The sequence below is a fragment of the Hephaestia mangrovi genome, from assembly GCF_019880555.1.
Lineage (GTDB): Bacteria > Pseudomonadota > Alphaproteobacteria > Sphingomonadales > Sphingomonadaceae > Sphingomonas > Sphingomonas mangrovi.
The window spans coordinates 48,972-61,283 of record NZ_JAINVU010000008.1 but is presented as its reverse complement, the minus strand read 5'-3'; the positions used below and the strand labels follow the sequence as shown (position 1 = coordinate 61,283).

The 12,312-nt window shown below is 65.0% G+C and carries 9 protein-coding genes; 4 read left to right on the top strand and 5 right to left on the bottom strand.

Features of this window, described 5'->3' with window-relative positions; genetic code table 11:
• Positions 1-55: 55 nt before the first annotated feature.
• A complete protein-coding gene (locus tag K7G81_RS15640; protein WP_223031826.1) occupies positions 56-433 on the bottom strand; it encodes a response regulator in 378 nt (125 codons plus the stop codon).
• A gap of 73 nt (positions 434-506) precedes the next feature.
• Between K7G81_RS15640 and K7G81_RS15635 the strand changes: the two genes are divergently transcribed.
• From K7G81_RS15635 to K7G81_RS15625, 3 genes are read left to right on the top strand one after another with little or no spacing between them, the layout of a single operon-like run.
• Complete coding sequence (locus K7G81_RS15635) at positions 507-749, top strand: DUF3572 domain-containing protein (RefSeq protein ID WP_223031756.1); 243 nt, start codon at positions 507-509, stop codon at positions 747-749.
• On the top strand, positions 746-1,372 hold the full coding sequence (locus K7G81_RS15630) for an HAD family hydrolase (RefSeq protein WP_223031755.1): 627 nt from the start codon (positions 746-748) through the stop codon (positions 1,370-1,372). The genes K7G81_RS15635 and K7G81_RS15630 overlap by 4 nt, the downstream gene beginning before the upstream one ends.
• A gap of 33 nt (positions 1,373-1,405) precedes the next feature.
• Positions 1,406-1,888 (top strand): RidA family protein, encoded by a 483-nt coding sequence (locus K7G81_RS15625; RefSeq protein WP_223031754.1) that lies wholly within the window; start codon positions 1,406-1,408, stop codon positions 1,886-1,888.
• Here K7G81_RS15625 and K7G81_RS15620 read toward each other — a convergent pair.
• Positions 1,877-2,713, bottom strand: coding sequence for a metallophosphoesterase (locus K7G81_RS15620; protein WP_223031753.1), 837 nt, complete (start codon positions 2,711-2,713; stop codon positions 1,877-1,879). The genes K7G81_RS15625 and K7G81_RS15620 overlap by 12 nt on opposite strands.
• Positions 2,714-2,761: 48 nt before the next feature.
• Here K7G81_RS15620 and K7G81_RS15615 point away from each other — a divergent pair, with 48 nt between their 5' ends.
• The gene (locus K7G81_RS15615) at positions 2,762-4,351 is read left to right on the top strand and encodes a cisplatin damage response ATP-dependent DNA ligase (RefSeq protein WP_223031752.1); all 1,590 of its coding nucleotides are present in this window, start codon (positions 2,762-2,764) and stop codon (positions 4,349-4,351) included.
• A gap of 26 nt (positions 4,352-4,377) precedes the next feature.
• Here the strand turns inward: K7G81_RS15615 and K7G81_RS15610 are convergent, their stop codons facing one another.
• From K7G81_RS15610 to K7G81_RS15600, 3 genes are all read right to left on the bottom strand, one after another.
• Complete coding sequence (locus K7G81_RS15610) at positions 4,378-6,897, bottom strand: glycoside hydrolase family 31 protein (RefSeq protein WP_255587153.1); 2,520 nt, start codon at positions 6,895-6,897, stop codon at positions 4,378-4,380.
• Positions 6,898-7,006: 109 nt separating this feature from the next.
• Positions 7,007-10,441, bottom strand: a complete 3,435-nt coding sequence (locus K7G81_RS15605; RefSeq protein ID WP_255587152.1) for a TonB-dependent receptor — start codon at positions 10,439-10,441, stop codon at positions 7,007-7,009.
• A 300-nt stretch (positions 10,442-10,741) separates the two neighbouring features.
• Entirely contained in the window at positions 10,742-12,277 is a 1,536-nt protein-coding gene (locus K7G81_RS15600; RefSeq protein ID WP_255587151.1) for an MFS transporter, read from the bottom strand.
• Between the last annotated feature and the right edge of the window lie 35 nt (positions 12,278-12,312).

Below are 12,312 nucleotides of genomic sequence, written 5' to 3'. Positions count from 1 at the left end.
CGGCGCTGGCTGGGGCTCAAGGCCGCAAGCGGAAACGCCTGCGGCTTTTTCCGTATCAGTTGACTGCTTCGGGCAGCAGCGCCGAGACTTCCTGGACGAAGCGCGCGAGGCTGATCGGCTTCGACACATAAGCATCCGCCCCCGCGGCGCGGATGCGATCCTCGTCCTCGCGGCCGGCATAGGCCGTCACCGCCATGATCGGGATGCGGCGTAGTGCGTCATCGCCCTTCAACGTCTCGATCAGTTCGAAACCGCTGACATGCGGCATCTGGATGTCCATGATGATCAGTTCGGGATCGAAATCGCGTGCGCGCATGATCGCGTCGCGGCCGTCGCGCACCGGTTCGGCGGCGAATTCGTGCGCGCGCAGCAAATCGCAGAACAGTTTCAGATTGAGTTCGTTGTCCTCGACAACGAGCACCCTTTTTGTCACCTGCGTATCGTCCCTACTCGCTACCATCGCTATTTACTGCATGTTCCCATTCGAGACAATCGAGCCTGACACGATGGCGCTGGCGCTTCGCGCGCTGGCCTGGACGCTGGGCGATTCCGATCGTGCCTATCGGCTCCTCGCGCTCACCGGCCTTTCCCCGGAAGACTTGCGATCGCGCGCGTCCGAGCCCGCCGTCCTCGCCGCAACCCTTTGTTTTCTCGAAAATCATGAGCCGGACCTGATCGCCTGCGCCAAGGCGATCGGCGCCGCGCCGGCCGATCTGATCGCGGCGCGCCGCTGCCTGGAGACCCGATGACCAAGCCCCTGTTGATCTGCGATTGCGATGAAGTGCTGCTGCACATGGTGCGTCATTTTGGGACGTGGCTGCGCGAATCGCACGATATCGCCTTCACGCCCGATGGCGGCGATTTCGCCAACAGCATGACCCGCGCCGACGGTACGCGCCCGACCATGGAGGAGATGTGGGGCCTGCTCGGCGGGTTCTTCCCGGCCGAGATGGAACGCCAGACCCTGGTGCCGCACGCCCGCGAGGCGCTCCAGGCGCTCTCCGGCATCGCCGACATCGTCATCCTCACCAACCTTTCCGACGCCTGCCGCACGGCGCGAATCGATCAGTTGGCCGCTTTCGGCATCGATCACCGCGTCGAATGCAACCAGGGCGGCAAGGGCGATCCCGTGGCGCGCCTCGTCGCTGAACATCGCGCGAGCGTGACGGTGTTTGTCGACGATCTTGCTGTCCATCACGATTCTGTGGCGCGCCACGCGCCGGAAGTCCACCGTCTCCACATGGTCTCCGAGCCCAGCCTTGCACCCAGCGTCCCGCCGGCGCCCGCGGCGCACGCCCGGATCGACGACTGGCGCGATGCGCAGGCGTGGATCACCGAGCGCTTCGCAGCGGGTTCACCCGCCAGGGCTTGACCGGTGCGGCCCGGACCGGCACCTGCCAAGGCCATGACCGATCGAATCGAACGCACGCTCGCCGAGCTCGACCTCAAGCTGCCCGAGCCGGCCGCTCCCGTCGCTGCCTATGTCCCCGCCGTCGAGGCAGGCGGGCTGCTCCACATCTCCGGCCAGCTTCCGTTCGAGCATGGCCAGTTGATGACCGGCAGGCTCGGCGCCGATCGCGATCTCGATTACGGTCAGGAAGCCGCGCAGCGGTGCGCGCTGATGCTGGTCGCGCAGATGAAAGCGGCGCTCGGCGGCCTCCATCGCGTCGAACGGATCGTCAAGCTCGGCGTGTTCGTCAACTCGACCGCGGATTTCACCGATCAGCCGAAGGTTGCCAACGGCGCCTCCGAACTGATGGTCGCGCTGTTCGGCGATGCCGGCCGCCACGCCCGCTCCGCCGTCGGCGTCCCCACCCTGCCACTTGGCGCGGCGGTGGAAATCGATGCGATCGTTAAAATCTCGCCCGAGGACGATCTAGCGAGCTGACGACGCCGGACCGCTGACGCGCACCAGCCACACGTCCGGCGGCGCGCCGAAGCGCAACGGTAGCAGCGTGGTGCCGAGGCCGGCGGTGACGATCACCGCGCGCCCGGGATCACGCACCAGGCCACAGCGATACCGCGGATCGGCGACGCTCGCGAGCGCACCGATCACCGGCAGCACGATTTGCCCGCAATGGGTATGCCCCGCCAGCACGAGATGCACGTCATCCGGCAGATGATGCACGACGTCGGGCGTGTGCGAGATCAGCAATCGAGCCCCGGGCAGGCGTCGCATCGCTGCCACCACTTTTCCGGACCGGGCGTGATGCGTGTTGAGATCATCCACCCCGCCGATCGCCAGCGGTCCACGCCGCACCGCCTGGTTATCGAGCACGGTAATGCCTCGAGCACGCAACATCGCGACGACTGCGGGCGCATCGGTCCAGTGATCGTGATTGCCCAGGACGGCGATTACCCCGAGCGGCGCACGAAGTCCGCCGAGCGGACCGGCGAGCAGCGGCAGCGCATCAGCCGCCTCCCTCTTCCTCTCGCCTTCGATGAAATCGCCCGCCAGCACGATCAGATCGGGATGCAGGGCATCGATCTGTTTCACGATCCGCCGCAATCGCCGCGGCTCCATGCTCGCGCTTTGCATATGGATATCGGCCAGCAGCGCGACCGTCACCGGCGCCGCGCCGCGCGGCCAGCCGGGCAGCACGATCGATGCGCGACGAACCGCCGGCGCGGCGCGCGCGTTGTGATAGCCGATCGCGGCAAGTATCGCGGCCAGCAAGACCAGTCCGGCGATGACTCTCACGACCTTACGCATCACGGCTGCGTAGCGGGAGCCTTACAATATCGCCAGCGTTGAGCCGCCATGCACGCTTTTGCCCGGCTCCTCGATTCGCTGATCTACACGCGATCGCGCAACGCCAAGCTCAGGCTGATCGGCGATTACCTTCTCGCGACGCCCGACCCCGATCGCGGCTGGGCGATGGCGGCGCTGACCGGCGATCTCGATCTGCCGGCGATCAAGCCCGCGTTGATCCGCGGCCTGATCGAACAGCGCGTCGATCCAGTGCTCTACCGGATGAGTCGTGACTATGTCGGCGATTCGGCGGAGACGGTGGCGCTGCTGTGGCCCGGCGACATCGAAGGCGAAGGCGAGGATCTGCGGCTTTCGACGGTGGTCGAACGGCTCGCGACGCTATCGCGGTCCGAAGCGCCCGGCGTGCTGGCGGCGATGCTCGACCGGCTCGATGCCGAGGAGCGCTTCGCGTTACTCAAGATGGCGACCGGGGCGTTGCGGATCGGCGTTTCCGCGCGCCTCGCCAAGACCGCGCTGGCAAATGCGTTCGATCTCGATGTCGATGCCGTCGAGGAAGTCTGGCACGGCATCGCGCCGCCCTACGACGCGCTGTTCGCATGGGCGGAAGGCAGGGCTGCACAACCGACGCCGGCGGACGTGCCGGTCTTCCGTCCGTTCATGCTCGCCCACCCGCTGGAGGACGCGGCGGTCGATCTCGCCGATTATGTCGCCGAGTGGAAATGGGACGGCATCCGCGTTCAGCTGGTCCATGCCGGTGGGGAAACCCGGCTCTACAGCCGCGCCGGCGACGACGTGACGGCGAGCTTTCCGGACGTGGCGGCGGCCTTTCGCCAGCCCGGCGTGCTCGATGGCGAATTGCTCGTCAAAGGTGGCGATCAGGGCGCCGCGCTCGGTGACGGCGCTGGCGCCGCGAGCTTCAACGCGTTGCAGCAACGGCTTGGCCGCAAGAAGGTCTCGAGCCGGATGCTCGACGATTTTCCTGCGTTCGTAAGGCTTTACGACATTCTGTTCGACGGCGACGCCGATCTGCGCGAGCTGCCGTGGACCACGCGGCGTGCCCGGCTCGAAGCCTTTATCGAGCAGCTCGATCCTGCCCGTTTCGATCTTTCGGCAGTGATCGACGCCGAGCATTTCGAGGCACTCACCGCGTTGCGCGCCGGCGCGCGCGATGCGGCGATCGAAGGCGTCATGCTCAAGCGGCGCTCATCGCCTTATGTCGCCGGGCGCCGCGCCGGTTTGTGGTACAAATGGAAGCGCGATCCATTAGTCGCCGATTGCGTGATGATGTACGCGCAGCGCGGCAACGGCCGGCGCTCGTCTTTCTATTCTGACTACACCTTTGGTTGCTGGACCGAGACTGGCGACCTGCTGCCGGTCGGCAAGGCCTATTCGGGCATCACCGATGAAGAATTGCGCTTCCTCGATCGTTTCGTGCGCACGCACACGATCGACCGGTTCGGCCCGGTGCGCGAGGTTGAAAAGACGCTGGTGCTGGAAATCGCCTTCGATTCGATCCACGTTTCGAAGCGTCACAAATCGGGCGTGGCGATGCGCTTTCCGCGGATCAACCGCATCCGGACCGACAAGCCCGCATCCGAGGCGGACCGGATCGGCACGCTCGAACGGATGATCAGCTAGAGCTTCCGGCGTGTATGCCCGTGGAGCTATCGAACTGCACCGCTCACCGTGAACCGTGCCGCGCTCGCCGTGTCGGGAATTGTAAAGGCAACGGTTTGCGCGGCGGCCCCGGCGCGCTTGGCGACGCGGCGCCCGTCGGGGCCCGTCACCGTTGCCGCCGCTCGCCAGTCGTGGACGGTCAGCGCGATCTGCCGCCACCAAGGCCGGTATTTGCCGTCGCGCGGGCCGAAGTCGATTATCAGATTGCCGTTGGCGTCGGTCGAACACCGAACCGTTTGCCGAAGATAGTCGCCGCGTTCGAACGCCATCGAGTGACCGTCATCGAGATACAGCGTGCCCGCACAATCGGGTCCGGGATAGATGTCGAGCGACAGCGGCCCCTCGGGCGTTTCGGCGGTGCTCTGGACGAGGGGCTGGCGCGGCAGAATGGTGCCGGCGCGAACGAACACCGGCAGCCGATCGAGCGCGGGATGCTCGGTCAGGCGAACCGCGTCTCCCGTCGGCGCGGCCGCGATCTGTTCGTTGACCGGCGTGCCGGGTTCGCCGCTCGCCGTCGCGATCACCGCTTGGCCGGTCCAGTAATCATACCACCCCCCCTTCGGCAGGCAGACGTCATAAGCCTCGGGCGATTCCATCTTTGGCGGTGGCGCGACCAGCAAGGATCGACCCAGCGTGAAATCCATCGATTGATCGCATGTCGCGGCCGCGGCGTCGGGATAATCGTAGAACACGGGCCGCATCAGCGGATCACCGGTGCGCGCGTTCTGGTCCGCGAGCGCATAGATATAGGGCAACAGCCGATAGCGTTGCTCGACGAAGCGGCGCCGGATCGCGAGCTGCTCGGGCCCGTCGACCCACGGCTCGGCACGCGGCGTGCCCTTGGCGGCATGATCGCGAAAGATCGGCGTGAAGGCAGCGATCTCGAACCAGCGCGTCAGCAGCTCCGGGCTCGGCCCGCCGGTGAACCCACCGACATCGGCACCGGCATAAGCGAAACCGGACAGGCCGAGGTTGATCAGCTGATGCACCGACAGCCGCAGGTGATCCCAGGTCGAGCTGTTGTCGCCGGTCCAGGTCACCGCGTAACGCTGGCCACCGGCATAGCTCGCCCGCGTCATCACGAAGGCACGCTCATCGGGGCGCAGCGCCTTGATGCCGTCATAGGTCGCGCGCGTATTCTCCATCCCGAAGACATTGTGGATTTCGGCATGCGTGGCATTGCGCGGCGCGAAATCGTCGCTGGCGACATGGTGAACAATATCCAGCGGCATCGTCATCGTCGGCGTCTCGAAGACCGAGGGTTCATTCATGTCGTTCCAGAAACCGGCGACGCCATCATTCACGAATGCCTTGAAATTGCTGCCCCACCAGGCCCGAACTTTCGCGTCGGTGAAGTCCGGAAAGACCGACGGGCCCGGCCACACCGGCCCGACAAATACCGAGCCATCGGGATTGTGGACGAAAGCGTCGGCCTTGATGCCCGTATCATAGGGGGCATAGCCCTGGTTCGGCGCGGCAGCGACGTGAAGGTCGGCGATCGTGACCAGCTTGATGCCCTGCGCATCGAGATCGGCGGCCAGTTGTTTGAGATTCGGAAACGTGTGCTTGTCGACCGTGAACGGGCGGTTGCGATCCTGAAAATCGATGTCGAGCCAGATCACGTCGGTCGGGATCGCGTCCTTGCGCAGCGTAGCGGCGATCCGCCGCGTCTCGTCGGCGGACATGTAGCTGTAGCGCGATTGCTGATAACCCAGCGCCCATTCGGGTGCGAGTGGCGCCTTGCCGGTGAGATCGGTGTAGCGGCGCACCACCTCGCGCGTGGTCGGCCCGGCGATGATGTAATAATCGATCGGGCCATCCGGCCCGCCCATCGCCAGCGTGTCCGCCGCCTTGTGCCCGAAATCGAACCAGGTCCGCCACGTATTGTCGAGCAGCACGCCATAGCTGCCGCCTTCGCCGCCGACGCCGATGAAGAACGGAATCGACTTGTAGATCGGGTCGGTCGAGCTGTCGAAGCCATAGGCATCGGTATTCCAGTCGACGAACGTCTTGCCGCGGCGATCGAGCGTGCCGCCGGTCTTGTCGCCCAGCCCGTAGATATGCTCGCCGATCGGCAGCGCCTTGCGCAGCGTGAAGGCGGTGCCGTCGAGGTCGATCGGTTGCGCGGTATCGGCGGTGATGACCTTGCCCGCCGGATCGGTCACGGTCAGCGCCAGCGTCTTCGGATCGACTTTGACCACCAGCGCATCGGTGCGGAAGCCGTCGCTTGTCGGCGTCACCGCAGCCCGCTTGGCGCGCACGTCATGCGGCACCGCCCAGCTCGCATCCTCCGGAAAGGTGCCGCCACGGGCGACGCGCACGCGAATGATCGCGTCGGTCAGCGCCGTGACGCGAAGCACCGTCGCCCCGAGACGGGCCTCGATGCCGCCGGCCTGTTGCCTTATCTCGCCAGCGGCACTCGGCACGGACGCCGGGCGCGCATGGGCCGCGATCCCGGTGCCCATCAACAAGGCAACGGCAAGCAGGCGGCAAGCGGGCTTATACATTCACGTCACTCCCAGGCCGCCCGGCAAACCGGGCGGTTCACGGCTTGGATTTCGACAAAGTGCCGCACCGCCGCCGGTCGGCCGGCGGCGCGGCAGGGGAGGTATGGCATCAGAATTTCGCGCGCACCCCGAACTGGAAGCGGCGATCGACCCGGCTCCACGACGAGTCCATATAGACCGGCTTTACGCCCGGCGTCGCAGGCGAATCGCCGAAAATTTCCTGCTGATAGACGGTGGTTGTGCCAAGCAGGTTGGTGCCTTCGATCGACAGCTCGAAATGGTCGTTGATCGAGTAGCGGATCGATCCGTCGAGGAAGCCCGCTGCCTTCTGGAACACTGGCAAACCGATACAGCAATCGAGATTCTGCGTCAGGTAACGCGACCGCCAGTTATAGGCGAGCCGCAGCGCGATCGGCCCCTTTTCATAAAGCCCGACGACGTTGAACGTGTGCTTCGAGATGCCGGCAAGGCGATGCGAATCGATCACGTTGCCGTTGCCGCCGGCGGCCGGCTGGCCAGCGCCTTGCGCGCCGACATCGCCACCCGATGTGGCGTCGATCAGGTTCGAGTTGTTGATCCCCGATTGATGGACATAGGTGTAGTTGAGCTGCACCCCCAGGCCGTTGAGCAGCCCCGGCAGGAAGGTGAAGAAGGTCTGGTACGCGGCCTCGACACCGTAGAGCTTGCCCGTGCCCGAACTGTTGATCGGGCCGTTGATCTGCACCATCTGCGTGGAACCGCCATTGGTGAAGGTGCGGAACGACTCGCCGTAGGAGATGAGGTTGGTCAGCCGCTTGTAGAAGGCGTCGATGGTGAACGACGAGCTGCGGCCCATATAGCGTTCGAAGGACAGGTCGAACTGATCGGCGGTGATCGGCTTCAGCGCCGCGTTGCCGGCATTGGCCTGAAATACGAATTTATAGCCGGTGACATTGTCGGCAATGTGCTCGGCCGTCGGCGAGCTATAGACCACGTAAGGCGAATCCGGCCCGGTGTTGTAGATCGGCGCGCCGATCTGCACATAGTTGCGCAGCAGGCCGATATCGGGCCGCGAGATCGCTTTCGAATAAGCGAAGCGGACGAAATCCTTGGTGTCGAGCCCGAAGCGCACGTTGAAGCTGGGCAGCCAGTTGGTGAAGGTGTGGCGATAGGTGTTGGGGATGCCGCCGCCGGCCGCGAAGGCCTTGATATCGTCGGTCAGATAGCAGCTTGGATTGACCACCTGCCCATCGGGCAACGCGACATCGGGATCGCACGGGGCGAGCCCGGCGAACACGTTGTCGGCGATCGGGAAGCCGACGCTGCCGTGGCTGATCTCGGTGGTCTGCACCACGCGCAAGCCGACATTTCCGACGACGTTGATCCCACCGATCATCGCCTCGTCGCCACCGAAATTGAGCATCGCGTAAGCCGCCTTGGTGCGTTCGCGCAGGTCCATGATCTCGGACGGGGTGAAGCAGCCCTCGGTCGCCTCTGGCCGATCGCAGATCGGCGTGTAGCCGCCGGGCGAATTGGTGAACCGGCCGGCGAGGCCGGACATCAGCAGCTTGTAATTGGTCAGCGCGCGGCCGTTGACGAAGACGAGGTCGCCATTGGGATAGACGTTGCCGTCATACAGCCCGCCGATATTGTAGGGGCCGAACAGATTGGCGCCATAGCCCTGGAAATCGGGCCGCGCCGGGCAGTTCGGATAGGAACTCGACACCGGATAGGGCGCCGCCGAGGTGTTATCGAGGTTGAAGCCGGGGCCGTTGCACATATAGGGCGCGGCGATCGGCGACCAGTTGAAGGTCGAATAGCGCACGACCTGATGGCGATTGGCGTACCGCAGGCCGACCTTGAACGAATCGAGCCAGCCGCCGCGCGCGAAATCGTATTTCAGGTCGCCGCGGAAAGCGTCCTCGTCGGCATTGTTGCGTTCGACATGGCCCTGGATGAACGGAATCCAGTAGTTATGCGGGTTGGAGAGTCCGCCGTCGGCATAATTGACGTTGTCGCCGGGCAACAACGTGACCTGCGGCGTGCCGTCCTTGTTCACGCTGTAATCGTAATTGGCCATCGATCCGCTCGCGACGAGGATGTCGTTATTATAGGTCGAGGCCGTGATGTGCTGCGCTTCCAGGTTGAGGTGCAGCCGGTCGGTGATATCCCACTGGATCGTGCCCGACAGATCCTTGGTGCCCTCGCGATGATCGAAGTCACGCGATTCGTTCTGGAAATACATGCCGTCGCGCAGCGTGGTGCAGACGTCGGGCGCGGCGCAATTGTTGACGAACGGCAGACCGGGCACCGCTGAACCGGTGTTGATCGCATCGGCCGTGCTGCCCCACGATCCCGCCCAGCTGCCGTGCGCCTGCGTGATGATGCCGCCCTGGAGCATCCCGTCCGCGCCGAATTGCAGCGCCGCCGTGCCGTCGGCTGGGCCGAGAATCGAGGTCGCGCGCGGATTGAACGCCGGGGTGCCGTAATAGGAACCGTCGAGGATCGCGTGGCTGGCGCGTTCGAGCCAGGCGTTGTGATATTGTGAGTCGTTATATTGCACCGTGGCGCGGAAGGTGCCGGCATTATTCTCATATTGCCCGGCGAGTGCGAGGCCGTGGCGATGACGATCGTAATCGACTTGCGAATAGCGCACACCATCGGGGGCGAACGCCCATCCCGAACCACCGAACGGGTTGGCGTCGCATTGCACGACCCCGCCCGAGATGATCGCATTGCCATCGGCGTCCTTGGCGCCGTCCGAGCAATAGGTGTCGATCTTGTCCATGATCACGCTCTCGGTCCGCGTGACGACGTGGCTCCAGGCGTAATCGGCAAGCAGGCCGAAGCGGCCGATCCCGGTATCCCAGGTGTCGCTGATGAGGCCGGAGAATTCGGGCGTCCATTTGGTCGATTTGTCACCGTAATCGGCCTTGACGTTGCCGGTTACCACCAGCCCCTTCTGATCGAACGGCAGCCGCGTGCGCAGATTGACGGTGCCGGCGAGGCCGCCCTCGATCATGTCGGCGGTTTCGTTCTTGTAGGCGTCAATCCCGGCGAGCAATTCGGGCGCGATATCGTTGAAGTTCAGGCCGCGCGCAGAATCGGCGGAAAAGCTGTCGCGGCCATTGAACTCGGTGCGCACGAAGGGCAGGCCGCGGATCAGCACCTGGGTCGGCTCGCCCGAAGGGTGCGTGCTGTCGTCCGCTGACTGTAGACGATTGACGGAAATGCCCGGCACCCGCTGCAATGCTTCGGCCGCGGACTTGTCGGGAAAGGCGCCGATGTCGGTCGCAGTGATCGAATCGACGAAAGTCGCGGCGTTCTTCTTGATCGCCTGCGCATTCTCCAGCGCGGCGCGGACGCCGACGACGACGATGTCCGACGTCGTGCTTTCGGCCTTCTTGCCCGTGTCGCCGGGCGCAGCTTCACTGTTGCCCTGCTGGGTCGTCATATCGTCGGCGGTCTGCGCGAATGCCGGTGCGGCGATCGCCAGCGCCACGATCGCGAGCATCGATGCGCCGCTCCGCAGCCCATTACGACGCACGAAAGCTGTCCCCTTCATGTCTTCCCCTCCCTGTCCGCCCGATGGCCGGGCTGTCATGCAACGATCCGCGACTCGTCGCGAATGTTCTTGCGTAATTTTGCGCAAACCGCATCTTTTTGCAAGCGCCGTAGCCAAAGAGGATAAACCGTCTATCTATCAGTGCCTTATGCTTGATCTCTGCATCTTTGCGATCATATTTATCTCGGAATCCCTGGCACCTAGGTCGAGAACGCTTGCGCAATTTCCAATTTAATGCAAATTTTTGCACAATTGACGGCCGTGGATCGGCCCCCGGCGAAACACTCTCGCCGGGGGCAGTCAGTCGCGGTGATGGTCGGGAATGGTCAACGCCAACGCGGCGGCAATCACGAAGGTGGCGGCCGCGAGAACCAGCGCGAGCGCAGGCCGGCTGTCGAACAATCGATCGACGATCCAGCCCAGCAGGGCGGTCGCGACAAGCTGAGGCAGGACGAGAAACACGTTATGGATGCCCATGTAGACACCCATCCGCGCCGGCGGCACCGCGCTCGATACCATTGCATAGGGTGCCGAGAGGATCGACGCCCAGGCGATGCCGATCCCCGCCGCCGGCACCCACAGCCAGTCCGGATCGGCGATCAGCGCGAAGCCCATCAGGCCGGCGGCGCCGATCATGAGGCACAGCGCGTGCGTTTCGCGCCGGCCGAGCCGGGCGACCAGCCTGGGCAGCGCAAAGGCGCAGAGCGCGGCGATGCCGTTGTAGAAAGCGAACATCACCCCCACCCAGTCCGCGCTGGTGTTATAAGCGAGGCTAGAGGGTGTTGCGCCGCCGCTATTCACGGCCACGGCGGGGACAACGTAGATCCACATCGCGAACAAGCCGAACCAGGTGAAGAACTGCACTACCGCAAGCCGGCGCATCACGGCGGGCATGTGCACCACGTCGTCGATGATCTCGAGCAACCCGGTCGGGCGCATCCCGTTGCGCGCGCTCCAGGCGGTCGCCCATTGTCCGGCGCCGAGGATCACGCCGAGCCCGGCGATCAGATAGAGCTCGTGGCGATAGCCTTCGAACCCGGTTACGGCAGCGATCGCCAGGCCGCCGATCATCCAGATCGCGCCATGACGGACCAGCGAGGCCGAACTGGTGCTGGCCCAGGCAGGCCGGACAACAACCCGCGCCTGGCCGGCGAGGTGCCCCGGCGGCCGCTCGGGCGTGGTCAGGACGGTGATACCGACGCTTACCAGCAGCCCGAGAGCGCCGATCGCGAAAGCCGCCCGCAGCGATGGCGGCAGCACGCCCGGCGGCGCCGTGCCGGCAATCCCGAAACCGTGGGCAAGAAGCCACGGCAATATCGACGCGACCACCGCGCCGACGCCGATGAAGCCGACCTGCATCGCGAATGCGGCGGTACGCTGTTCCTCGGGCACGGTGTCGGCGACCAGCGCGCGGAACGGCTCCATCGCGACATTGATCGCGGCGGTAAGCAGCCACAGCATCACGCAGGCCGCCCAGATGCTGTGGACGTTGGGCATCAGCGCCAGCGCGATCGCCGCGAGGATCGCGCCGGCCAGCAGATAGGGCCGGCGGCGGCCGAGGCGTCCCCAGGTGCGGTCGCTCAAGTGGCCGATGACCGGCTGTACGATCAGCCCCGTGATCGGCGCTGCGATCCACAGGATCGGCAATTCGTCGAGTTCGGCGCCCAGGGTCTGGAAAATACGACTGGTGTCGACGTTCTGGAGGCCCCAGACGATCTGCACGCCGAACAGCCCGCAGCACATGCAGGCGATCGCCCAGCGCGACATCAGCGCGACCGGCGGCGATGCGACGGGCGCGGCAGGCGACAGCGGTTCGCTTACCGTGTCGGCTTGCAACTACCCCTCCCCCGTGCGTTATGTCGCGCTTCTTC